General features: G+C 70.3%; 13 protein-coding genes. 3 read left to right on the top strand and 10 right to left on the bottom strand.

The window, feature by feature from the left end; translation table 11 throughout:
• Positions 1-3: 3 nt before the first annotated feature.
• The 5 genes from BKA22_RS08070 to BKA22_RS08050 form a co-directional block, all read right to left on the bottom strand.
• Positions 4-2,529 carry a bpX6 domain-containing protein gene (locus tag BKA22_RS08070; protein WP_146953385.1) on the bottom strand — a complete coding sequence of 842 codons (2,526 nt, stop codon included), beginning with the start codon at positions 2,527-2,529 and terminating at the stop codon, positions 4-6.
• On the bottom strand, positions 2,526-4,238 hold the full coding sequence (locus BKA22_RS08065; protein WP_179561694.1) for a hypothetical protein: 1,713 nt from the start codon (positions 4,236-4,238) through the stop codon (positions 2,526-2,528). The genes BKA22_RS08070 and BKA22_RS08065 overlap by 4 nt, the downstream gene beginning before the upstream one ends.
• Positions 4,239-4,242: 4 nt before the next feature.
• Positions 4,243-4,707, bottom strand: coding sequence for a bpX5 domain-containing protein (locus BKA22_RS08060; protein WP_146953386.1), 465 nt, complete (start codon positions 4,705-4,707; stop codon positions 4,243-4,245).
• Positions 4,704-5,858, bottom strand: a complete 1,155-nt coding sequence (locus tag BKA22_RS08055) for an AAA family ATPase (protein ID WP_146953387.1) — start codon at positions 5,856-5,858, stop codon at positions 4,704-4,706. The genes BKA22_RS08060 and BKA22_RS08055 overlap by 4 nt, the downstream gene beginning before the upstream one ends.
• Positions 5,859-6,014: 156 nt before the next feature.
• Positions 6,015-6,995, bottom strand: coding sequence for an acetylxylan esterase (locus tag BKA22_RS08050; protein ID WP_146953388.1), 981 nt, complete (start codon positions 6,993-6,995; stop codon positions 6,015-6,017).
• Between the two features lie 207 nt (positions 6,996-7,202).
• Here BKA22_RS08050 and BKA22_RS08045 point away from each other — a divergent pair, with 207 nt between their 5' ends.
• Complete coding sequence (locus BKA22_RS08045) at positions 7,203-10,187, top strand: glycoside hydrolase family 3 C-terminal domain-containing protein (protein ID WP_146953389.1); 2,985 nt, start codon at positions 7,203-7,205, stop codon at positions 10,185-10,187.
• 254 nt (positions 10,188-10,441) lie between these two features.
• On the opposite strand, the gene BKA22_RS08040 is transcribed toward BKA22_RS08045, so the two are convergent.
• Positions 10,442-18,631: a VWD domain-containing protein gene (locus BKA22_RS08040; RefSeq protein ID WP_179561693.1), complete on the bottom strand. Its 8,190-nt coding sequence runs from the start codon at positions 18,629-18,631 to the stop codon at positions 10,442-10,444.
• Between the two features lie 135 nt (positions 18,632-18,766).
• On the opposite strand from BKA22_RS08040, the gene BKA22_RS08035 reads away from it, so the two are divergent.
• On the top strand, positions 18,767-20,191 hold the full coding sequence (locus tag BKA22_RS08035; protein ID WP_146954861.1) for a PIN domain-containing protein: 1,425 nt from the start codon (positions 18,767-18,769) through the stop codon (positions 20,189-20,191).
• A 130-nt stretch (positions 20,192-20,321) separates the two neighbouring features.
• Here the strand turns inward: BKA22_RS08035 and BKA22_RS08030 are convergent, their stop codons facing one another.
• Genes BKA22_RS08030 through BKA22_RS08020 form a run of 3 tightly spaced genes read right to left on the bottom strand, consistent with a single transcriptional unit; the run spans position 20,322 to position 24,031 of the window.
• The gene (locus BKA22_RS08030) at positions 20,322-22,073 is read right to left on the bottom strand and encodes a type 2 periplasmic-binding domain-containing protein (RefSeq protein ID WP_146954860.1); all 1,752 of its coding nucleotides are present in this window, start codon (positions 22,071-22,073) and stop codon (positions 20,322-20,324) included.
• Between the two features lie 28 nt (positions 22,074-22,101).
• Positions 22,102-23,037, bottom strand: coding sequence for a carbohydrate ABC transporter permease (locus BKA22_RS08025; RefSeq protein ID WP_146954859.1), 936 nt, complete (start codon positions 23,035-23,037; stop codon positions 22,102-22,104).
• 13 nt (positions 23,038-23,050) lie between these two features.
• On the bottom strand, positions 23,051-24,031 hold the full coding sequence (locus BKA22_RS08020) for an ABC transporter permease (protein WP_223203766.1): 981 nt from the start codon (positions 24,029-24,031) through the stop codon (positions 23,051-23,053).
• A gap of 188 nt (positions 24,032-24,219) precedes the next feature.
• Between BKA22_RS08020 and BKA22_RS08015 the strand changes: the two genes are divergently transcribed.
• On the top strand, positions 24,220-24,543 hold the full coding sequence (locus tag BKA22_RS08015) for a DUF2277 domain-containing protein (protein WP_146954858.1): 324 nt from the start codon (positions 24,220-24,222) through the stop codon (positions 24,541-24,543).
• Between the two features lie 70 nt (positions 24,544-24,613).
• Here the strand turns inward: BKA22_RS08015 and BKA22_RS08010 are convergent, their stop codons facing one another.
• Positions 24,614-25,639 carry a LacI family DNA-binding transcriptional regulator gene (locus BKA22_RS08010; protein ID WP_146954857.1) on the bottom strand — a complete coding sequence of 342 codons (1,026 nt, stop codon included), beginning with the start codon at positions 25,637-25,639 and terminating at the stop codon, positions 24,614-24,616.
• Positions 25,640-25,646 lie beyond the last annotated feature (7 nt).

Here is a 25,646-nt window from a genome sequence, read left to right as displayed (position 1 = left end):
CGCTCAGGCGCTCGTCACGAACCGTGCCAGGACGCGACCGGTAGCCGTGTCGAGTGCGACGACTCGCCCGTCCGGGGCCCAGACCGTGACTCGCTGCGGGCCGACCCGAAGTCCCGCCGAGCCAGCACCCGGAAGCAGCACCTCCCAGGGATTCCCCGCGAGGCCGATCACTCCCGCACGGTCGCCCTGCACGAGCAGCCCGCGCGGCGTCTGCGAGGCGAAGCCCCACTCGGCTCCGCCCGCCACGGCCTGGATCGGCTCGGCCACCGGCTGGCTCATGGCCGCGCCCCCGTACGGATACTGGCGCCGCACGACGGAGCCGGCCCCGTCCGTGCTCGCGTGGACCGTGACCAGCTGGCCCGCAGCACTCAAGGCAGTCGAGGTCACCGGTGCGAGCGGCAGCTCCACGATGTCTCGACCTCGAAGCAGCATGTCCGTCGAGGTCCACCGCCACAGGTGCAGCCCAGGCGGCAGCTCACCGCTGCCGTCCGCACGGATCACCGCCGCGAACTGGGACGGCGAGCGCGCGAGGTCGACGACCACCTCCCAGGGTCCGAGACGCTGCCGCCAGAGCTCTCGGGCCGCCCCGCTGCTCGTGGTGTCGAGCAGGACGATCCCCCTCGAGTCGCAGGCGAGCAGGCCCGCACCACCGAAGGAGGAGGCCGTCCTCTGCAGGCGCAACGTCAACCACCGGCCGACCCTCCGGGTGACGAGGTCGAGACGGTAGAACTCGGTGAGCGCGTCCCCGCGGACGGCGAGCAGGGCCGCCGCGCCGTGGTCTGCCAGCACGACCTGATGGGCCGGGACGTCCCAGCGCGCAAGGGTCTGGCCCGCCGGGCCGGCGAGCCGAACTCCGTGGTCGCCTAGGGCCAGGAGGACACCCGCAGAGGTGATCGCGGCGTCGAGCACCGGGATCTGCCCAGCACCCGCCACGGTGACCGATGGCGCCACGCCCGGTCGGTTCGGGGGCACGACGGGGCGTGGAAGGTCCGCCGCGGCGAGCGGGTCGGCGCGGCCCGCCAGCGCGTTGACGAGCCGCTTGCGGTCCGGACCGGTGAGATCCGAGAGCAGCCGCGGCTCTCGGACGAGCAGCCGCAGCGCCTGGGCGGTGAGGCGACGGTCGGCAGCAGGATCGGTCACGACCCAGGCGCCGAGGGTCTCCACGAACCGCAACCTGCTCGGCGCGTCGTCCGTCACCGGACGTCGGAGAAGCCCGTCGGCGGCCTCGACCGCGCCGTCACCCGGCATGTGGGTCACGGCCAGGGCGAACATCTCGGCCGCATCGGCACCGCCGAGGGCGCACGCGCTGGCGAGGTCCGACCGCACCTCGTCGCGCAGGCCCGGCTCCGGCCAGGCAGCCCTGACCGCGCCGGCGGGGTCGCTCGTCGCACGGCAGAACGCCACCCACTCCCGGCGCCACGCCGCTCGGTCCTCAGCGGGCAGACGCCCGACCGCCGCGGCGAACGCACCACGGCTCCGCGCCAGGTCGATGGCACGCTCCCGCTCCCCTGCCCGCCACCACAAGCGGACGGCGGTCTCGACCGGAAGCCCTCTCTCCTGGGCGAGTGTCGCCGCCAGTGCGGGCTGCTCGTGGCGCTCGAGCAGGCGCACGGCGTCCGCCACGGAACCCAGCAGGTCGGCGTGGACGAACGCCGCCTCCTCGACACGCGCGTCGGCCTCGAGCCGCTCGGCAGCCTGCTGGTACAGGGCCCGCAGATGGCCGTCGACCGTCGCGCCACCCACGCCCAGCGCTCGTCCAGGACCCTGCGGGCCGGTGCGTGGACTCAACCTGCCGGCTCGCGGGGCCGGCATCCGCAGGCTCAGCCTGCCGCCGTCACCGGTGAGCGCGATGGCCCGACGCAGTGCGGCGTCGAAGTTGCGGCGTTCGAAGTCCTCGGTGAGCTCGCGCAGGTAGCGGGCGTGCCGCCGGGTCACCAGGCCACCGGTCGGCGATCGCAGCACGAGCTCGGCGAGGCGGTTGCGGCGCGGCACCGCACCACCGGACTCCTGTCGCCCTCGCCCCCCTCGTCCCCGCCCCTGCGCCTCGGCCGAGCGTCGCGCGAGCTCGGCGGCCACGGCGGTGGCACGTGAGTCACGCCCGACCCGCGCCAGACGGGACAGGTCCACCGCGGGCGGGGACGGTGTGGCCACGATCTTGGCCTCGGGCGCCACCGCGCGCTCCAGCGGGACCAGGCGCTCGACCGGCAGCGCAGCCAGGTCCACCCATCCCACCAAGGGGACGCGAGGCAGCTCGTCGAGCGCCGCCTGGTGCGCCACCCCGTGCCAGGTCCACCGCAGGCGGCCGTCGGCGTCCCGGCCGAGCGGCAGGCCGGGCGCGGACTCGGCGCGCCACAGGCGGCCCACGGCCAGTCGGAGCGCCCATCTGCCGTCGGGCAGGAGATGCAGCGTGGAGCCGGGTTCCCAGGCGCGCAGCACCCGTGCTCGCGCGGCGCCCGGTCCGATCGTCGGCGCGTCGATCACGAGCACGTCGGCCGGTGTCGATCCCCACCAGGGCGGCCGGGGGCTCATCCCAGGCTCCCTGAGAAGACGCCCAGCCGCGTGCTTGCGAGGAGGTCGTGGATCTCGACACGACCGTCGTCGAGGTCGCGAGCAAGGATCGGCAACGAGGGGTGCACGGACAGGCGCTGGACCTCGCCGGACAGCCCCGTGAGCGTGCGGGTGCCGCCGGGCCCGACGAGCCGCAGCAGCAGCCCGGCGGCCGACCGCACCACCAGGTGCGGCACGGCGGAGAGCGTGACCAACCCGACCGGCTCGTCGCCGGACGCCACGCGCAACTCATGACGACCGTTGCTGGGCCCGACCAGAACCCAGCGACCCGGGTCCGCCTGTGCGGCGACCCATCCACCGCCGCCCACCGCTGGCGCATCGGCCGAGACATCCCCGAGCACGCCATGGCGCGTCCACAGGCACGCCGGTTGACGCCCGACCTCGGTCACGGAGTCCGGACCCGTGGGAGTGACCAGCACGGTGGCCGCCGCCGGCACGACATCGAGAGACGGATCGACCAGGTACCAACCGGAAGGGACTCGGATCCACAGAGACCCGCCCGCGTGGTGCACCGCCTGCAATGGCCCGGCGACGATCTCGGCGAGATCCGCGGAGGACAACCCCCACACCTCTCGCGGGAAGGTGACCCCGTGCCAGTCGCCGAGGCGCCTGCCGACGACCGAGACCTTCACCACGGCTCCGTGCTGGTGCACGACGATCATGCGACGCCCGCTGACGGACGCCGCGATCACAGCACCGGAGAAGCGGTGCACACGCACCCGCGCTGGTCGTGCCCCCGCACCGGTGTCGGCGGTGACGACATCGCCCTCCCCCACCCCACGACCGACCAGCTTCCGAGAGGTCCCCGTGAAACCTGCGCTCCTGAGAAATGGGACAGCTGCGCTGTCCTGCGGGTCGCTGCCGGCCGCCGGGATGCGCCGGAAGCCCTCGCCGCGGAGCACCCGCACGCCGACGGGATGGGGCGGCAGCGGCAGGTGGACGCCCTCACCGGCCAGCACGACCCTCGCCGCGACGACTCCGGCATCGTCCCAGTCGGCCTCGTCGGCCGTGAGCACCCGGCGGCTGGGCAGACCGCTCCCGCGCAGGCCTGCGGCCAGCCCGGGGGCGAGCAGGAACCACGCCCGGTCGGCGGACTCGTGGCGGGCGCGAACCTCGTCCGGGGTCGGCTCGGAGGCCCTCCGCGCGCTCAGCCACGTGCGGAGCAGCTCGGGCAGCTCGCCGCCGTGCCACCTGTCGGCCGGCTCGCCGAGCACGCCCAGCTCGAGATCGGCACCCTGGCTGCGAGCCCTCCGGTGCAGGACCACCAGGGCGGCGAGCTGGACCAGACGCGCAGCTCCGGCTTGAGCGGGACCGACGTCCACGACCACCTTCGTGGTGCCGGTCGGCGGGGCCTGCCGGTAGGCGGTGTCGAGGTGCAGGAGCTCACGCGAGGCTGCGCGACGCAGGAACTCCTCCGGGAGCTCCTCGGCCAGCAGCCACTCCGAGACCAGCAGTCTTTCGGGGATGCCGCGGGTGCTCAGACCCGCCAGGCCGGCGGGCTCTCCGGTGGCCGACTCGGCGTCTCCGTGGCGCGAGACGAGCTCGTCGAGCCGGTGCAGCATGGGCATGACACCCGAGAGCACCGCCGGGGTGAGCGCCGCGAACGCCGCAGCCCAGCCGTGCAGCGGCGAGGGCAGCTCGGCCCGACCCGTCCACCGGATGCCTTCCACGACGTCACTCCCCGATCCACGCGCGCAGGGTCGGCCCGTCGACCGTACGGCCGGGCATCGGCATCCCGACCAGTGCATCAGGCAGCACGATGACGAGCGCAGCCCCCAGCAGGAGGGCCCGTGCCTGGGCCGCGAGGATGTCAGTCGGAACGGTCGGACGCCGCTCGGTGGGAACGAGGACACCTGCCTCCCAGCCGAGATACCGCGCGCCCGCGCACCACGGCAGGTCCTCGGTGTCGCCGAGCACGACAAGACGGTCGAGATCACCGTCGGCACGGCGGCCGGCCGCACGCAGGCCGGCCGAGCCCGCGTCGACCCGGGCCGAGGTCGCTCGCGCGAGCGCGTGGGACGCCCTGCCGGTGGCGGTCACAGCGGCCGGGGTCAGCGGCGGCTCTCGGCGCACCCACGCGATCGGCACCGCTGCCGGCACGGCGCTCGGGACGGTGCTCGGACGCTGAGAGGCGCTCAACCCTGGACCGCGTCCACCAGCCGGGTGCGGATCTCGGCGAGGTGGTCGGGAAGGTGAGCGGGGTCGAAGGCGCTGTCGATCTCGCGCAGGGTCGCCTCGAACCGCAGGCGTTGCTCGGATCCGGCCGGCAGCTCCCCTTCGCGGGCGAGCAGGTCGCTCCCGGTCCGCGCCAGCCGGTCGGCACGGGCTGCCGGTCCGCGGGCGAAGTCCTCCGCGGCGCCCAGCAGGCTCGAGCTGCGCCCCTGGGCGAGCACGTCGGCGAGGACCTCCCTGATCGTGGCCTGCGCATCGGCGGTGGGGGCCACGAGAGGAAGCACCCACAGGTCGGCGACTGTCGCGTGGTCGCGATCGTCGAGAACGGCCGCAGCCGCCACGAGCCGTTGGGTGCGCACCGCCCGTCGATCACTGAGGGCCACTCCGGCGGAGCGCATCTGCCGCACCGCCGAGGCGAGATCGCCCTGCACGCCGCTGAGATCGCAGCGCAGCGCGGAGTGTCCGAGGCGGTCCAGGGCAGCCAGGACGACCGGGCCGTCGGGGGCAGCCCCGGCCGCTGATGGTCCCGGCTCTGGGACGGCATGCGAGCGGGACGCCGCCCAGCCCGACTCGAGCAGCTCCTCCAGCCGGGCATCGGGTACCGGTTCGACGAAGACCCGCGCGAGGAACCGGTCGGCGAACGCAGCGAGTGCGGGGTCCTCCGGGAGGCTGTTCGAGGCGCCCACGCACACTCGGAGCGGCACGCGCATGGCCGTGCGCCCCCGCCGGAACGTGCGCTCGTTGAGGATGCTCAGCAGGGTGTTGAGGATCGCGGTCGAACCGAGGAAGACCTCGTCGAGGAACGCCACCTCGGCCTCGGGGAGCATCCCCGCCGTCTCGATCTCGACGACGCCCTCGCGCAGCCGACGCAGGTCCACCGGCCCGAAGATCTCGTTCGGCTCGGTGAACCGCCCCAGCAGGTACTCGAAGTAGCGACCGCCCATCCGCTCGGCCACGAGGCGGACGACCTGCGACTTGGCCGTCCCGGGCGGGCCGATCACCAGCAGGTGCTCGCCGGCGACCGCGCACAGCGCGACGACCTCCGCGAGGACGTCGCGATCGACCAGGTTCTCCCGGGCGCTCGCCACGGCCAGTCGCACCGTCTCCGCGTCGTGCATGGCCGCGCCCCCTGACGTCCCTCGATGCCCGCCCACCTGGCCGGACGTGACGGATTCTAGGGTCAGCGGCACTCGCCGAAGGGGCAGATCGGGGTGGCGCGCGCAGGACGGCGGGTCGCCAGGTCGCGCAGGCGCCCCGCCGTCCGAGGTTCCGGACTACACGCGCTCGGCGAGCCAGTCCGCCTGCCGCACCCACTGGTGCAGCTGCCCGCCCTCGTGCCCGTTGAACTCGTAGACCTCGATCGAACGGTCCGCGGAGCCGTAGGCGTTGAAGGCGGCGAAGACGGTCGAGGGCAGCACGACGTCGTCCATGAGCGCGACCGAGAAGATCGCGGGCGCCTGCGCGTGCGGTGCGAGCACGGCGCCGTCGAACAGCGCGAGGGTGCGGAACACGTCCTCGATGCGGTCGCGGTGCACGGACAGGTAGGTGCGCAGCTCGGTGAACGGGGGCAGCGGGGTGGCCTGCGCGGAGCGCCGGAAGTGGCACAGGTAGGGGACGTCGGGCATGGCGGCTGCGAGCGGCTCGTCGAGCATGCCGGAGATGCTCGCGGCGGCCAGCGTGATCCCGCCGCCCTGGCTGCCGCCGGTGACGGCGATGCGATCGACGTCGACGAAGGGCAACGTGCGCACGGCGTCGAGGAGCCGCACGGCGTCGGTGTAGAGGCGTCGGTAGTAGTAGGTCGACGGGTCCTCGATGCCGCGCGTCATGAACCCGGACGACGAGGGCCCGGAGCCGTGCGGGTCCGGGGTGTCGCCGCCGTTGCCCCAGCCGGACCCCTGCCCGCGGGTGTCCATGACGACGTGCACGTAGCCGGCGAGCGCCCACTGGAGCCGCTCGCCGGGCAGGCCGCGTCCGCCGCCGTAGCCGACGTACTCGACGACGACGGGCAGGCGTCCCTCGCGCCGGGGACGTGTCACCCAGGCGCGGATGGGGTCGCCCGCGAAGCCGGGGAACGTGAGGTCCTCGACGACGAGCTCGGTGACCGGCGTCCGCGCCGGGACCAGGGTGGGGCCGTCCGCCTGCGCGGCGCGCGACTGCGCGACGGTGTCGGTCCAGAAGTCGACGAGTCCGTCCGGTGCCTCGAGGGCCGGTCGGTACTCGCGCAGCTCGGGCAGGGGCATGTCGGTCAGGGCCACGGATACCTCCGGTCGGCGCGATCGCGGCGTCACCGACGGTGGTGGCGCGCGGGCCCGGCGATCGGCGCGTCCGCGCGCACGACCCCGGACCACGCGCCAGCATAGAGCCCCGACTGGTAACGTTTCCAGAGTGCTCGGCGAGCCGCGCAGCAGCGCTGCCGCCCGACGCCCATCCGGCAGATCCGCAACGACGCGAGAGGCTCTTCCGTGGCCCCAGAGACGCAGGTCCACCGCACCGAGGCCGAGGCGGTCGTCGCACCGCCCGCACCGGCCGACGTGCTCGCCGCCCTCACCCCCGAGGAGAAGCTGGCGTTCCTCCACCAGCGGGTCCCCGCCGTCGAGCGGCTGGGCCTCGGCGCCTTCACCACCGGGACCGAGGCGTTGCACGGGCTCGCCTGGCTCGGCGAGGCCACGAGCTTCGCCCAGCCGGTCGGCATGGCGTGCTCGTGGGACCCGCGGCTGCTCGCGCAGGTGGGCCGCGTCGTCGGCACCGAGGTGCGCGCCAAGCGCGTCGTCGACCCGCGCGCCGGGCTCAACGTGTGGGCGCCCGTCGTCAACCTGACCCGGCACCCGCTGTGGGGTCGCACCGAGGAGGGCTACTCCGAGGACCCCGACCTGACCGGCGTGCTGGCCACCGGCTACTGCGCGGGCCTGCGCGGCGACGACCCCGACGTCTGGCTCACGGTGCCGACGCTCAAGCACTACCTCGCGTACGGCAACGAGGTCGACCGCTCGGCTGCCAGCTCACACCTGCCGCCCCAGACCCTGCGCGAGCACGAGCTGCCCGCGTTCCGCGCCGCGCTGCAGGCGGGCGTGGTCGGCGCCGTGATGCCGTCGTACAACCAGGTCAACGGCCGACCGAACCACGTCGCGCGCGAGCTGCTCGACGAGCTGCGGTCCTGGACGCCCGGGTCGGTGGCCGTCGTCTCCGACGCGCAGGCTCCCTCGAGCATCGTCGAGATCGAGCGCTACCACCCCGACCACGTCAGCGCGCACGCCGCGGCGCTGCGCTCGGGGGTCGACTCCTACACCGAGAACGCCGACGACCCGCGGCTCACGATCGAGCGGTTCACGGCTGCCCTCGAGGCCGGGCTCGTGACCTGGGCGGACATCGACCTGGCGGTGCTGCGCGTGCTCGAGCTGCGCGCGAAGACCGGCGAGCTGTCCGGCACGGACCCGTACCGGGTGAGCGCCGACGCGCTCGACGCACCGGCGCACCGGGCGCTCGCCCGCGAGGTCGCGCGCCGCGGGGTCGTCGTGCTGGCCAACGCCGAGGGTGCCCTGCCGCTGACCACACCGCAGGTCATCGCGCTCGTCGGGCCCTTCGCGGACGTGACCCTGCGCGACTGGTACTCCGGCACGCTGCTCTACGGCACGACGCTCGCCGACGGCGTGCGCGAGCGCTACCCGGACGCCGAGCTGCGCGTGGTCGACGGGATCGACCGGGTCGCCCTGCGCGACGTCTCGACCGGGCGCTACCTCGCGGTCGACACCACCGCGGGCGACGCCGCGGTCACCGCCGGTGCGCTCACGCCGGGCTCGACGTTCGCGCTCACCGACTGGGGGCAGGACGTCGTCACGCTGCGCAGCGACGACACGGGCGCATTCCTGGGTGGGGGCGGCGCGTTCGTGCGCGCCGACGCGCAGGAGGTCGACGGCTGGGTCGTGCACGAGCTGTTCGTCATCCACCGCCACGAGGACGGCACGGCCACGTTCCGGCACCGCGCGAGCGGCCGCTGGCTGCGCGTGCAGCGGCACACCGGCGTGCTCGTCGCCGACGGCGAGGAGGCCACGGCCACCCGCTTCGACCTCGAGGTGCGTCGCGACGGCGCCGCCGAGATCGAGCAGGCCTGCGCCGGGGCCGACACCGTGCTCGTCGCCGTCGGCAACGACCCGCACATCGCCGGACGCGAGACCGAGGACCGCCCAGACCTGGACCTGCCGCCCACCGCGCGACGCGCGTTCGACGCCGCCGCGCGTCGCAGCCGGCCCGTCCTCGTGGTCGTCTCCAGCTACCCGTACGCGATCGAGGACGAGACGAGCCGCGCGTCCGCGGTCGTCTGGAGCTCGCACGCCGGTCAGGAGCTCGGGCACGGCGTGCTCGACGTGCTCTCCGGGGACGTCGAGCCGTCCGGGCGCCTGGCACAGACCTGGTGGCGGCGTGTCGAGGACGCCGGCGACCTGCTCGACTACGACGTGGTCGGCAGCGGGCAGACCTATCGGTACAACGCCGCGACGCCGCTGTTCGCCTTCGGGCACGGCCTGTCGTACACGCAGGTCACGCACGAGTCGCTCGAGCTCACGGCCACGGACGCCGAGGCGCCCGCGGTCACCGGAGCGCACACGCCCGCGCGCACGCCGCTGCTCGCCGACCCCTCGCTCCTCGACGACACCGTGCTCGCGGCCGACGAGGGCGACCCGGCGGAGGTCCGCGCCCGCATCACGGTGACCAACACGGGCCCGCGACCGGTCGACGAGCTCGTGGCCCTCTACGTGCAGGCGCCCGACGACGTGCCCGTGCCCGCACCCCGCAGCCGCCTGGTCAGCTGGACCCGCGTGCACCTCGCCCCCGGCGAGCGTCAGGTCGTCGAGCTGCCGGTGCCGCTGGGCACCCTCGCCGTGTGGGACGTCGCCGCGCGGGCACCGCACCCGACCGGCGGCCCCGAGGTCCCCGGGGCGTTCGTCGTCCAGCCCGGCACGTACCGGTTCGTCACGGGCGCCCACGCCGACGACGAGGCGGCCGTCGCCGTGCTCACCGTGCGCGGGCCCTGGGCCCCCGTGCAGGACGGCACCCTGCTCGACGCCTCCGCGTTCCACGCGGTCTCGGGGGTCGTCACGTCCGACCGTGACCGCGAGGCCGGCGCATGCGTCGAGGTCGTGCGCGACCGCGAGGACGGCTGGGCCCGGTACCACCGGGTGCACGTGGGCTCGCCGGTCTCCGCCGTGCGGGTGCGCGTCGCCTCCCGCGCGTGGCCCTCGCCGCAGCCGGCGCTCGTCCGGGTCGAGGCCCGGCCCGCCGGTCAGGAGGGGTGGACCGCGCTGGCCGCCCCTGTCGAGGTGCCCGCCGGCGACCCCTACACGTGGCACGACGTCGTCGTGCCACTCACCGGACCCGTCGCCGTCGGCGACGTTCTGGACCTGCGCCTGCAGCTGGGCGGCGCAGCCCGGGTGGCGGAGGCGGGGCTCGTGTAGCGCCGTTCGGGCGGCGCCCACCGCGCCGCCACCCCGCACGCACCTGTGCCCCGGCCTCCACGCGGGAGGGCCGGGGCACAGGTGCGTGCGGGGACGATGCGGCCGATGCTGCTGCGAGACCGGTGCCGCCGCCGGACGTCATTGCCGCGATGCTCGGACCCGAGAAGATGCGGCGGCACGGTCGGGCACTCCATGCTGCAACCAGACCCAGCTCTCGCTCCGCCTCGCGCCACCAGCGCGATCAGCCACAACAGCTAGACGCGCTTGAACTTCACGGTCTGGGCATAGGACCAGTAGGTGCTGTTGGTCAGGGCCGGGTTGCGCGAGATCGTCAAGACGTAGTCCCCGGACAGGGCGGGGATGGTCTTGGACGTCGACCCCGTCAGCTGACCGCTGTCGACGACCTGCCCGCTGGAGCGGGCCAACGACCACAACAACGTCGCGGGCCCGGAGACCCCCGGTTGCATCGTCAAGACCACCGAGGTGTCAGCCGGCACGCTGAACCGGTAGTTGTCGCTGGAGAGCGTGGTCTCCAGCTGCCCGGCACCCGGAGTGCTCGAAGTGTTCTGCAGGGTCTTCTCCACCCCCGGCACGGACAGATCCACGTCGAAGGACTGCGCCAACGCCTCGGAGAACCCATACAACGTGAAGTCATAGGGCCCACTGAGCGTCCCGGACAGCAACGTCGCCAACCCCGAGACCCGGAACACGTAGTCCCCACCCGGCAACGACTTGTCCATCGTCGGATAGGTGGCCGCCACATCAGCGACCGACCACACGACCTGACCGTCAGGACCCACCAGCTCCACCCGGGCGTGAGAGGACGAGGAGGCCCCGACAGGCTGAGTCCAGTCCATCAACACCCGCTGCCCACCGGCCGGCACCGTGAACCGGTACTCATCGACCGAGGCCCGCGTCTCCAGGTTCACCGCCCCCGCACCCAACCCCCGCGCACTGACCTTGCGGACATCGGCCAGATCCAACCCGAACGACTGCGCCGCCGGCACCGCCATGAACTTCACGGTCTGGGCATAGGACCAGTAGGTGCTGTTGGTCAGGGCCGGGTTGCGCGAGATCGTCAAGACGTAGTCCCCGGACAGGGCGGGGATGGTCTTGGACGTCGACCCCGTCAGCTGACCGCTGTCGACGACCTGCCCGCTGGAGCGGGCCAACGACCACAACAACGTCGCGGGCCCGGAGACCCCCGGTTGCATCGTCAAGACCACCGAGGTGTCAGCCGGCACGCTGAACCGGTAGTTGTCGCTGGAGAGCGTGGTCTCCAGCTGCCCGGCACCCGGAGTGCTCGAAGTGTTCTGCAGGGTCTTCTCCACCCCCGGCACGGACAGATCCACGTCGAAGGACTGCGCCAACGCCTCGGAGAACCCATACAACGTGAAGTCATAGGGCCCACTGAGCGTCCCGGACAGCAACGTCGCCAACCCCGAGACCCGGAACACGTAGTCCCCACCCGGCAACGACTTGTCCATCGTCGGATAGGTGGCCGCCACATCAGCGACCGACCACACGACCTGACCGTCAGGACCCACCAGCTCCACCCGGGCGTGAGAGGACGAGGAGGCCCCGACAGGCTGAGTCCAGTCCATCAACACCCGCTGCCCACCGGCCGGCACCGTGAACCGGTACTCATCGACCGAGGCCCGCGTCTCCAGGTTCACCGCCCCCGCACCCAACCCCCGCGCACTGACCTTGCGGACATCGGCCAGATCCAACCCGAACGACTGCGCCGCCGGCACCGCCATGAACTTCACGGTCTGGGCATAGGACCAGTAGGTGCTGTTGGTCAGGGCCGGGTTGCGCGAGATCGTCAAGACGTAGTCCCCGGACAGGGCGGGGATGGTCTTGGACGTCGACCCCGTCAGCTGACCGCTGTCGACGACCTGCCCGCTGGAGCGGGCCAACGACCACAACAACGTCGCGGGCCCGGAGACCCCCGGTTGCATCGTCAAGACCACCGAGGTGTCAGCCGGCACGCTGAACCGGTAGTTGTCGCTGGAGAGCGTGGTCTCCAGCTGCCCGGCACCCGGAGTGCTCGAAGTGTTCTGCAGGGTCTTCTCCACCCCCGGCACGGACAGATCCACGTCGAAGGACTGCGCCAACGCCTCGGAGAACCCATACAACGTGAAGTCATAGGGCCCACTGAGCGTCCCGGACAGCAACGTCGCCAACCCCGAGACCCGGAACACGTAGTCCCCACCCGGCAACGACTTGTCCATCGTCGGATAGGTGGCCGCCACATCAGCGACCGACCACACGACCTGACCGTCAGGACCCACCAGCTCCACCCGGGCGTGAGAGGACGAGGAGGCCCCGACAGGCTGAGTCCAGTCCATCAACACCCGCTGCCCACCGGCCGGCACCGTGAACCGGTACTCATCGACCGAGGCCCGCGTCTCCAGGTTCACCGCCCCCGCACCCAACCCCCGCGCACTGACCTTGCGGACATCGGCCAGATCCAACCCGAACGACTGCGCCGCCGGCACCGCCATGAACTTCACGGTCTGGGCATAGGACCAGTAGGTGCTGTTGGTCAGGGCCGGGTTGCGCGAGATCGTCAAGACGTAGTCCCCGGACAGGGCGGGGATGGTCTTGGACGTCGACCCCGTCAGCTGACCGCTGTCGACGACCTGCCCGCTGGAGCGGGCCAACGACCACAACAACGTCGCGGGCCCGGAGACCCCCGGTTGCATCGTCAAGACCACCGAGGTGTCAGCCGGCACGCTGAACCGGTAGTTGTCGCTGGAGAGCGTGGTCTCCAGCTGCCCGGCACCCGGAGTGCTCGAAGTGTTCTGCAGGGTCTTCTCCACCCCCGGCACGGACAGATCCACGTCGAAGGACTGCGCCAACGCCTCGGAGAACCCATACAACGTGAAGTCATAGGGCCCACTGAGCGTCCCGGACAGCAACGTCGCCAACCCCGAGACCCGGAACACGTAGTCCCCACCCGGCAACGACTTGTCCATCGTCGGATAGGTGGCCGCCACATCAGCGACCGACCACACGACCTGACCGTCAGGACCCACCAGCTCCACCCGGGCGTGAGAGGACGAGGAGGCCCCGACAGGCTGAGTCCAGTCCATCAACACCCGCTGCCCACCGGCCGGCACCGTGAACCGGTACTCATCGACCGAGGCCCGCGTCTCCAGGTTCACCGCCCCCGCACCCAACCCCCGCGCACTGACCTTGCGGACATCGGCCAGATCCAACCCGAACGACTGCGCCGCCGGCACCGCCATGAACTTCACGGTCTGGGCATAGGACCAGTAGGTGCTGTTGGTCAGGGCCGGGTTGCGCGAGATCGTCAAGACGTAGTCCCCGGACAGGGCGGGGATGGTCTTGGACGTCGACCCCGTCAGCTGACCGCTGTCGACGACCTGCCCGCTGGAGCGGGCCAACGACCACAACAACGTCGCGGGCCCGGAGACCCCCGGTTGCATCGTCAAGACCACCGAGGTGTCAGCCGGCACGCTGAACCGGTAGTTGTCGCTGGAGAGCGTGGTCTCCAGCTGCCCGGCACCCGGAGTGCTCGAAGTGTTCTGCAGGGTCTTCTCCACCCCCGGCACGGACAGATCCACGTCGAAGGACTGCGCCAACGCCTCGGAGAACCCATACAACGTGAAGTCATAGGGCCCACTGAGCGTCCCGGACAGCAACGTCGCCAACCCCGAGACCCGGAACACGTAGTCCCCACCCGGCAACGACTTGTCCATCGTCGGATAGGTGGCCGCCACATCAGCGACCGACCACACGACCTGACCGTCAGGACCCACCAGCTCCACCCGGGCGTGAGAGGACGAGGAGGCCCCGACAGGCTGAGTCCAGTCCATCAACACCCGCTGCCCACCGGCCGGCACCGTGAACCGGTACTCATCGACCGAGGCCCGCGTCTCCAGGTTCACCGCCCCCGCACCCAACCCCCGCGCACTGACCTTGCGGACATCGGCCAGATCCAACCCGAACGACTGCGCCGCCGGCACCGCCATGAACTTCACGGTCTGGGCATAGGACCAGTAGGTGCTGTTGGTCAGGGCCGGGTTGCGCGAGATCGTCAAGACGTAGTCCCCGGACAGGGCGGGGATGGTCTTGGACGTCGACCCCGTCAGCTGACCGCTGTCGACGACCTGCCCGCTGGAGCGGGCCAACGACCACAACAACGTCGCGGGCCCGGAGACCCCCGGTTGCATCGTCAAGACCACCGAGGTGTCAGCCGGCACGCTGAACCGGTAGTTGTCGCTGGAGAGCGTGGTCTCCAGCTGCCCGGCACCCGGAGTGCTCGAAGTGTTCTGCAGGGTCTTCTCCACCCCCGGCACGGACAGATCCACGTCGAAGGACTGCGCCAACGCCTCGGAGAACCCATACAACGTGAAGTCATAGGGCCCACTGAGCGTCCCGGACAGCAACGTCGCCAACCCCGAGACCCGGAACACGTAGTCCCCACCCGGCAACGACTTGTCCATCGTCGGATAGGTGGCCGCCACATCAGCGACCGACCACACGACCTGACCGTCAGGACCCACCAGCTCCACCCGGGCGTGAGAGGACGAGGAGGCCCCGACAGGCTGAGTCCAGTCCATCAACACCCGCTGCCCACCGGCCGGCACCGTGAACCGGTACTCATCGACCGAGGCCCGCGTCTCCAGGTTCACCGCCCCCGCACCCAACCCCCGCGCACTGACCTTGCGGACATCGGCCAGATCCAACCCGAACGACTGCGCCGCCGGCACCGCCATGAACTTCACGGTCTGGGCATAGGACCAGTAGGTGCTGTTGGTCAGGGCCGGGTTGCGCGAGATCGTCAAGACGTAGTCCCCGGACAGGGCGGGGATGGTCTTGGACGTCGACCCCGTCAGCTGACCGCTGTCGACGACCTGCCCGCTGGAGCGGGCCAACGACCACAACAACGTCGCGGGCCCGGAGACCCCCGGTTGCATCGTCAAGACCACCGAGGTGTCAGCCGGCACGCTGAACCGGTAGTTGTCGCTGGAGAGCGTGGTCTCCAGCTGCCCGGCACCCGGAGTGCTCGAAGTGTTCTGCAGGGTCTTCTCCACCCCCGGCACGGACAGATCCACGTCGAAGGACTGCGCCAACGCCTCGGAGAACCCATACAACGTGAAGTCATAGGGCCCACTGAGCGTCCCGGACAGCAACGTCGCCAACCCCGAGACCCGGAACACGTAGTCCCCACCCGGCAACGACTTGTCCATCGTCGGATAGGTGGCCGCCACATCAGCGACCGACCACACGACCTGACCGTCAGGACCCACCAGCTCCACCCGGGCGTGAGAGGACGAGGAGGCCCCGACAGGCTGAGTCCAGTCCATCAACACCCGCTGCCCACCGGCCGGCACCGTGAACCGGTACTCATCGACCGAGGCCCGCGTCTCCAGGTTCACCGCCCCCGCACCCAACCCCCGCGCACTGACCTTGCGGACATCGGCCAGATCCAACCCGAACGACTGCGCCGCCGGCACCAGAACAAGGGCGAGGTCGTAGGCCCAGTAGGACGGTGTGGCGGAGCCGTCCGCGTACACGTCGACGCAGGCGGGGCCGGAGATACCAGCTAGACGCACTGCTTCGCCGCGACGGCCCGACCTTGAGGCGAAGCTGCCGTCGAGAGATCGCACGGTCCAGGCGACCGGGTAGCCGATGCGGGACGCGTCCAAGACGACGGCTGACCCTGCCGCAAGGGTGAAGCAGTAACGGTCGGACGAGCCGGCACCTTCGAGAACCCCCGTGCCGCTGGCCTGCGAATTCGTAGCGGTGTGATACTCGCGGCCAGACTCCAGCTGGATGTCGAACAGCTGGAAGGGCACGCGCTCAAGGTCAATGCTCAAGCTGGCAACACCGAACCAGGCGACATCAGACCCGCCCTTGAGACGCAGTTGGCCCACGACATCGCGGGCAGAGTGCGGGGACGAGAAGGCGACGTCGACGACCGATGCGGTTGACCCGTCACCGAGCGTGACCTCAGAGGTAGAGGCGGGATCGATCGTTCCCTTGACGACCTGACTGCCGAGCACGAGTTCCACCTGGGCATCCGTCGCCATGGGTGTAGCCGTGACGATCCGTGCGCGCAGATCGATTGTGCGGTGGCCCGGCATGTCGTTGAGGTACCAGGAGTAGTGATCGCCACCCGCAAAGGTGCCGGCGAAGTTCAGCCCTTGGGCGGTGGATCGGATGCGGCCAGGGAAGAAGTTGGGCGGGACGTCGCCACTGAAGCGGACCTCCAGGGGGTCCTCACCGATGCTGACGTCGTCGAGGCTTACACCGAAGGTGTCGGCGCCGGCCAGGCTCGTCGCGTAGGAGGTGTCTCCTGAAGTCGCGACGTCGAGGATGCAGTCGTCGAGCCCCAGCCCTGGAGCGACTCCGGCTTGCGTGCACACGGCCAGTGCCGAGGCGTATGCGGCTTCGGACAGGCTTCCTAGAGTCGTCACGCTGCGCGGGTAGGAGCGATCCACGTAGTTCGCAGGACCCTTCCCAGCGGGGTACGTGAAGAGGGATGAGTCCTCGGTGACGCGCCAGGAGTCGCCGAAGACGCCGTACAGACGCTGGAGATAGAGGGTGTCGGAGACGCCGAAGTTCAGGCTGGGGGTGACGTCCACTCCGTTGGCCGAGACGAGGTCGTCTCGCGGGTTGCCGTCGAAGTCGCCCAGCATGCCGGTGGTCTGCCCCGCCCACGCCTTGGGGATCCGCAGTCGGAAGTCTCCCCGACCACCCGCGCGCGGCGTCCAGCCGATGAGCGCTTGGTCGGCGTAGTCATCGAAGGCGGTGAGGAGTTGGATCTCGCCAGCGTGCTTAGACAGCAAGGTCCCGTCGCCCAGGTAGAGGAGAGCTCCCTCGGGTAGATCCAGTGCCACCCCGTCTAGCAGCGCGCTTCCATCTGGCCCAAACTCGAACACCTGATCACCAGTCTGCACAGCGAGGGAACCGACGCTGGACATGTCGTTCGTTGCTGGCACGGTCCTCATCTGGATGTTCAGGCCGCTTATGGCGTGCTCAAGTAGCGTGTACTCGCCGACGCCGTGGAAGTCGTAGTTGAGCCCGTCGAGGGTCACAAGGCGCGGATCCGCGCGAACCGCAGCCGGGCTCTGTCCGAGGCCCGCTGCCACGGACTCTTCCTCAGTCATCCCCAATTTCTGGAGCTCTTCGGGCGTCAAATCCATATGGAGAGCAGCGAGAAACGCGACTAGGGCAGCAGCGTTTGCCACTTCCAAGCAAGTAAGCGCTTCAGGCGTCACAGATCCGCTACCGGGCTTCTGCGTGAATATGTTGACGTTCTTGAGGCAGATATCGTTCTTAACGTCTTCGAATACCGCTGCGCGAGTGCCGCGGGCAGCAAGATTCAAGGCAGGTACAAGGTAGCGCGACAGAAGATACCGAACCACAGCGGCAGACCCTGCAGTGGCACCCGCGCCCGTCCCTACGACCAAGGGCCAGTTGACCGGGTCCGAAGCGTCTACCGAGGTGTCAGATGACGACGCCGGGGGGGCCATCTCCGACACCGGCCGACCCGCCACCGTCGGCTCGGTGACCGGCACTGACTCCACCCCTGGAATCTCCTCCTTCACTTCCGTTTTGTTGGCGTACTTCGTACGCTTCTCCCCGTCGCGGCACTCACCGTCATCGATCTTCGAGACCACAGCGACGCCGCCCGCTCCCCCCTTCACCTGATACTCGTCGTACACGGGGTGGGAGGATTTGGCAGATTCGCACTTGTAGACGACTCGAAAATTGTCCGCGTACCCGGTCAAGTCCGCTGCCCGGGCCCCGCTCCAGCCAGCGGCCTTCATCGCCATGACGTACGTCAGGGTCTGCACTTCTGCGGCCGCTTCACCTCCGTTCCAGGAGCCCTTCAGCTCGATGACCTGCACGTCATTCGACGCCGGCGCAGATGTGTCGGCGCCGATGAGCGCCACGTCGGGCCGGTAGCCGACCGTGAAAGTCTTGAGGGGGGCACCGTCTTCGCCGATGGCACCGGCGTCGGTGGCGAGGAGATTGCGAAGACCATCCGCAGACAATCCCGACATCTTTTCGAGCACCTTGCTCGGCAGACGCATCTCCCACTGGATCCGGCCGTGCACCACTCCTGTGCCGCTCGGGTCCGAAGCGAAGTTGAGCCAGCGCACGAGGCGCGCCTCAGCGATGCTCTCGAAGTAGTCGTTGCTGGAGCTCGCCCCGTAGCACTCGTTCGACAGGTACACGTTGAAACTGAGTAGCTTCTTGTAGGCGTCGCTCAGGCATGTGTTGAAGCCGCGAGACCTGATCCAGGAGCCATTGATGCAGCGCATGCCGGGCTGGTTCGTGGTCTCCGGCAACTCCGGACACGTCGAGACCGCACCCGGAGGCGTCTCCGATGATGCACTCGACGGGGCCGTCGGCAGTGTTGGCGTCGCGCTTGCCACCGCGGGCGAGATCAGGGAAGCCATGAGGGCGAGAGTCGCCACCACCGCAGTACCGCGCAGCCAGCGCAACACAGCCGAATTAGTCATAATGTCCGTTTCCCCCTGCGCGGTTGCATGACTCCTGTCGGGACACTATCGGCTGGTGCTAGCCTCCCGCGTGTGCCATTCGTGCGAATCGATGACGCTCTGCCCGCGCCGCAGGCCTACCTCCGCGCGGGACTCGCCCGCCCCCAGAGCGGTCCCGGGATCCTTCCGCTGTCTGCCGGCAACGCGGTGGGCTCCCGCGCCGGGGCCGACCGGATGCTCGACCGACCCGCTCCGCCGACCGTCGGTTCCCAGTCCATGACGGTGCTCGACGAGGCCGGCGCGCCCTGCGCGGTCGTGTCGGTCCCGTCTGGTCAGTTCCTCAGCTACCCGGCCCTGGCCGACCCGACGGCCGGTGAGGCGCTCGGTGTGCGGCGCGCACCCAACGGGATGCCGATCGTGCTCCGCGGGCAGAGGCAGCCCGGTCATGGCCTGCCGGCCCCGGTACCGGTGGACGTGGAGACGGCGCGCGTCGTGACGGTCGATCTGTCGGTGATCCTGGCCGGAGTGGACCCCGCGCTCTTCGCCCCGGACGACGCCTTGTTCGTCAGCGCGGCCCTGGCCATCGAGATGGCCGTCATGCTCGGCGAACGCGAGCAGTCCGGAGAACTGTTCCCCGAACGCGGTTACCGCCCGTGGGACCGCAGCATCCCCGTGCCGGTCGACCACCTGGTGCTGCGCATGTACGCCCAGATCGTCAGCGACGTACGGCTGCACTACTCCACGGAGCTCGACCGCACCGACCTGCTGTGCGCAGCCACCGCGATCATCTACGACGCACCGCTCTACACGACCAAGCCCGAGGCCTACAAGGTCCTCAAGAACGGCCTCAAGGTCATCAAGTACGGCCCGACCCGCAACAAGGCCGCCCGCCGACCGACCTCTGGCCCACCGGTCACCTCGGCCCCCGCACCCGCCGCCCCGGCTCGCGCGTCAGCCCGGCCGGCCCCGGCCGATCCCGCCGAGGCAGCGGCTGCTCTGCGCGACGCCTACACCCGCGGCGAACCCTTCGACCAGATCGGACCCGTCCTCCTCGAGGCCGCCGGCGGTGCCCCCGACGCACTCGCCGAGGCCATCACCGAGATCCTCGAGGCCGTCCACGACGACCTCGACCCGACCTGGCGGATCGCCCTGCTCGACCGCGCCGAGCACCTCGCGCCCGCCCTGCGGCAGGCGGACGCCTCACGCGCGGGGCTGCTCACCGCCCTGGCCCAGCTGAACAGCATGCGCACCGCCGACCCCGCGCGGCAGCGCCAGGCCGACGCGGCGCTCCAGGCGTACGGGCAGTGGGCGCACTGGCCGGACGACGCCCCCGAGGAGGTCCTCGACGACCTCGAGGACGGCGACGACGACCCGTCCACGCTCGCCTGGTACCGGGTGTTCCTCACCATGGCCGGCGTGCCCGGCGCGCAGATCGACCAGGAGCTGGCCGACGTCACCGCTGGACGTTCTTTGCCTTCCCGCGAGCGGATCGAGGAGCTGCGCCCCTCCGAGGGCTGAGCCGCCTCGCGGCCCCGCGGCGCACGCCTACCGCGGGGCGCTGGGATCCGGAACGAGACACCCCCGGGCACGGCGACGCCCCCGCCGCGAAGGACCAGGTCCTCCGTCGACGAGGGCGTCGTCGTTCAGATCAGCCGAGCTCGGCTGCGACTGCCTTCCGCGCGTCGTCCTGCGCCTGGGCGTTCGTCATGTCGAACTCGAGCACCTTGTCGTAGCCCAGACCGGAGGCCTGCGTCTGCATCTCGCTGAGCAGCGAGTTGAACTCGGCCTCGTCCTTGGCGAAGACCATCTGCCACGAGTACTGGACGATGATCGCCTTGACCTGGTTGCGGAGCGCCTCGATCTCGGAGGAGTCCGCCGGCGCCGCGAAGCTCGCACCGGGGGCCACGAGCAGCTGGTCGTTGGACCGCAGGTACTCCATCGTGGTCGTCGCGCCGTCCATGTGGGCCGACCAGTCCTCACTCAGCGGGGTCTGGACCAGCGCCTGGTACGTCGGCCACGTCTTGTAGTTGAACGAGAACCCGGTGGCCGGGTCGACGTCCGCTGCGACGACGGTCGTCGTGTTGAGCGCGGAGGCACCCGCGACGTACTCGCCGCCACCCCACTCCTCAGGAACCGCGGCGTCACCCTCGAGGGCCATCTGCTGGCCCAGCTCGGTCAGCTCCGGCTCGTTCGAGGCGTTGAGCTCCCACGTCAGGCCCTCCGGACCGGCCGTGCCGGCCGTCTGGTTGGCGTTGGCGTAGACACCCTCTGCGGAGTACAGCCAGTCGATGAACGCGGCGATGCGCTCCGGGTCCTCGGCCTGCGAGCCGATGACCATCTCGGTCTTGGCCCCGTAGGCCTCGGCACCGTAGGAGAAGATCTCCTGGTCGTCGATCGGGACGAGCTCGAAGCCCTTGCCCGCGGCCGTGTTCTCCGCCGTGTTGAAGGCGGTCTGGCCCAGCCACGGCCACCAGGAGAACAGCACCTGACCGTTCTGGAACTTCGAGAACAGGGTGTCGTAGTTCTGCGTGGTGGACTCCGGGTCGACCAGGCCCATCTGGTTGGCGTCGAAGTAGAACTTCAGGCTGCGGATGTACTCCGAGTCGCTGTCGAGCAGGCTCTGGTAGTCCGACCCGTCAGCCTTCGCCAGGACGAAACCGAGCTCGTCGTAGCCGTAGAAGCACGCCGGCTGCTTGGCGGTGACCATCATGTTGCCGTCCCAGTCCTTGAACAGGGAGAGGGCGTAGACGGGCTCGCCGTTGTCGGCCGTGGGGTTGGCGTCCTGCATCTTCTTCAGGACGGGGAGCAGGTCCTCGAGCGTGCCCAGCTCGGGGTAGCCCTGGTCGGCGTACAGGTCCCACCGCACGAACGGCCCGAACGTGGGGTCGATGCCCTCGGACGGCTCGGTCGGCTTGATCGACGACACCGAGGTCGGGATGCCGTACAGGCCGCCCAGGCTCTCGTTCGCGTGCTGCACCGCGGTGTCGTACGCCGCGACGTTCGTCATGGCGCCGTAGTACGGCGTCATGTCGGCCGCCAGACCACCCTCGACGAGCTCGTCGAGCTTGGTGCCGCGGTCGACGATGATGAGGTCGCCCAGGTCACCCGCCGAGACGCGCGTGTTGTAGAGGGTGTCTCCACCACCGGCCACGTTCGGCGCGATGATGTTGAGCTTCATGTTGAACTTGTCCTCGACGATCTTGGCGAACCAGCCCTCCTGGACGCCCATGTAGTTCGCGAGGCTGTCGAACACGTCGATCGTGATCGGCTCCGACCACTCCTCGGGGAACTCGGTGACGACCTTCGCCTCGGCGTCTGGCTCGGAACCTGTGCATCCGGCGAGCATCGTCGCGGCCACGACGGCGACGGCGACGACCGGCATCTTTCTGACAAGCTTCATTGCTGTCCTTTCCGGGGGTTCTGCGACGTCAGCCCTTGACGGCGCCGAGCATGATGCCCTTCACGAAGAAACGCTGGAACAGGGGGTAGATGAAGATGATCGGCAGCACGACGATCACCGACACGGTCATGCGGATCGACGTCGGCGTCTGCGTCGTGGCCGCCGAGGCGACCAGGCCGATGTTGCCGTCGGCGTTCTGAGCCGCCTGCGCGAGGCTGCTGGCCTGGTTGATGAACATGTAGAGCAGGTACTGCAGCGTGTAGAGCGACTGGTCGGTGACGTAGATCAACGTGTCCTGGAACGAGTTCCACTGCGCGACCGCGGCGAAGATCGCGACCGTGGCGAGGATCGGCGTCATGCTCGGCAGGTAGATCCGGAAGAAGACCTGCACGATGTTCGCGCCGTCGACCTCGGCCGCCTCCTGCATCTCCCGTGGGAGCCCTTCCACGTACGTCTTCACGAGGATGATGAAGAACGGCTGCACCACGAGCGGCAGGATGTAGACCAGGAAGTTGTTCGTCAGGCCCAGGTTCTTCATGACGATGAAGACCGGGATCAGGCCCGCGCTGAAGTACATCGTGGTGACCGTGAAGCGGTACCAGAACAGCCGGCCCCACATCCGCTCCTGGGTGAACATGAACCCGAGGAACGCCGAGGCGAACACCGTGGCCGAGGTGCCGATCACGGTGCGGGCGATCGTCACGGCGGCGGCCGTCGACAGCCCGTTGATCGAGAACACCTCGCGGAAGTTCGCCAGGTGCAGCCCGGTCGGCCACAGACGCACGTTGCCGAGCGCCGAGACGTCGTTGGCGCTGATCGAGTTGATGACCAGGTAGTAGAACGGGTACGCGCAGATCAGCGCGACGAGCACGAACCCGGCCGTGTTGAGCGCCGTGAAGAGCACGTCGCCGACGGTGCGCGAGGCACGCGTGCCGCGCCTGGCGGTGGTGACGAGGGTGGTCATGGGTCGCTCCTCCTCAGACGATGGACTCGCCGCGCACGCGCTTGGCGATCCCGTTGACGGCGAACAGCAGGGCGACCGAGACCAGGCTCTTGAGCATGCCCACGGCGGTGGCGAGCGAGAGGCTGTTGCCTGTCATGCCGATGTTGTAGACGTAGAGGTCCAGCACCTGCAGATGCTCTTTGTTGAACGCGTTCTGGAACACGTAGTACTGCTCCATGCCGTTGTTCAGCAGGTTCGCGATCGAGAGCAGCAGCAGGACGATGTACGTCGGCATGAGCTGCGGGACGGTGATGTACCGCATGAGCTGGAAGCGTCCGGCGCCGTCGATCCGCGCCGACTCGTACAGCGACTGGTCGATACCCGAGATCGCGGCGAGGTAGATGATCGCGCCCCACCCGAGGGTCTTCCACACGCTCCAGGCGGCCATCGAGAGCCACACGTGCTGGTCGCTGTCGAGGAACTTCAGGGGCGCCGTCACGAGACCGGAGTCGACGAGCACGTCGTTGACGAGGCCGCTCGAGGAGAACAGCGAGAACGCGATGACGTACACCAGCACCCAGGAGATGAAGTTGGGCAGCGTGGTGAGGGTCTGCACGGCGTTCTTGAACCAGGGCGCCTTGACCTCGTTCAGCATCACCGCGAATCCCAGCGGGAGCACCGAGGCGGCGATACCGAGGAAGCTGATCGCCAGGGTGTTGAGCAGCACCTGGCCGATCTGCGCGAGCTGCGTCGGGGAGCTGACGAGCATCTGGAACCACTGCAGGCCGACGAACTCGCTCCCGGACAGGCCGAGCGCGGGCTTGTAGTCGTACAGCGAGTAGACCCAGCCGAACAGCGGGAAGTACGAGAACAGGAAGATCAGCACCAGGAACGGCGCGATGCACAGGAGCATCACCATGGACTTGCGTCGTGGCGGGTTGCTCGGCCTGGGGCCGGTGATCGGCGGCGTGCTCTCGGGTGCTGCGTGGGGTGCGCGCACCTGGACCGCGGTCACGACCGGCCGTCCTGCTGAGGGGCACCGACCGGGGTCGTGCGTACCGGGGTGTGCATCCTGTCTCCCTTGACGGACGGCGGAGGCAGCTTCGGTGCGTGCCTCCGGACGGGGGTCAGCATGCACTGGAAACGTTGCCACCGTCAATGCCGGAGTCAACGTGATTTCTCCTGCCCGCGTAGCGTCGAGCCATGTGCCGCAACATCACCACCCTGCGAGGGCTCGAGCCGCCCGCCACGGCTGACGAGATCGAGGCCGCCGCCGTGCAGTACGTCCGCAAGGTCACGGGCATCACCAAGGTCACCGACACGACCCGCGAGGCGTTCGACGCCGCGGTCGCCGCGGTGACGGCCGCGACCGCCCAGGCGCTCGCCGACCTGCCCGAGCGCCGCAACCCGCCCAGCACGGTGCCGCCGCTGCGTCGCGAGGACGTCGCGGCACGCGTCGCCGCCCGGCTGGCCGCGCGCGAGGAGCACGAACGCCTGCACGAGCTGGGCGTGCCGCACAGCCACTGACCGGGCGCGCCTCAGGGAGACGTGCCCGGCACCGCCAGGCGGGCGCGACCGGCGTCCGGGCGGACGAGGGTCAGGCGCCCGGCGCGACCGGCCCCGAGCTGGCCCGGACGACGAGCGACGGCGGGATCAGGTGGTGCTCCGGCTGGTGCCCGCCGATGAGCGCGACGAGCGACTCGATCGACGTGCGTCCGAGCGTCACGAAGTCCTGCCGCACGGTCGTCAGCGCCGGGACCAGGAAGTCCGCCCCTGCCATGTCGTCGAAGCCCACCACGGACATGTCCCCCGGCACGTCGACGCCGGCCTGCGCGAGCGCCGCGAGCACGCCCACCGCCATGAGGTCGTTGCCCACGAACAGGGCCGTCGGCCGATCGGCGCGGCTCAGCACCTCCTGCGTGAGCCGGTAGCCGCTCGCCGCGGTGAAGTCGCCCTCCAGCTGGTCCTCCGGGAGGCCGGCGTCGCGCATGGTGTCGGCCCAGCCGCTCTGCCGGGCCTGCGCGTCGAACGCGTCGAGACGTCCGGTGAGGTGCACGACCCGGCGGTGGCCCTGGTCGAGCAGGTGCTGCGTGGCCAGCCGTGCGCCCACCCGCTGGTCGATCTCGACCGAGCTGACGGACGGCAGGTCGAGGTCACCGGACCGGACCACGGTGACGGGCAGGCGAGCTGCCATGCGCTCGACGACGGCCGGCTCGAGCGGGTGGTCCGCCACGATCGCGACACCCTCGACCGCCTGGTCGGCCAACCGGTCCACGAGCTCGGACAGGCGCGCGATCGCACCGTGCTGCCAGCTCGCCAGGCTCACCCAGTACCCCGCGGCCTGCGCGGCACCGTCGACACCGCGCAGGATCGAGGACAGCTCGAAGACCTCGGAACCGGCGATGACGACGCCGATGGTCGTCGACCGCCCGCTCTTCAGCGCGCGGGCCAGGTCGTTGCGCCGGTAGCCGAGCCGGTCGATGGCCTCCTGCACGCGTTGGCGCGTCTCCTCGCTGACCACGTCGGGATCGTTGAGGACACGGCTGACGGTGACGAGCCCCACGCCCGCCGCGTGCGCCACGTCGACCATGCTCGGCGCCTTCGCGCGCTTGCGCTGCTGCATCCTGTCC

Source organism: Cellulomonas soli (assembly GCF_013409305.1).
Classification (GTDB): domain Bacteria; phylum Actinomycetota; class Actinomycetes; order Actinomycetales; family Cellulomonadaceae; genus Cellulomonas; species Cellulomonas soli.
Note: the sequence above shows the minus strand (reverse complement) of the source record. Positions and strands in the feature narration are given on the sequence as shown.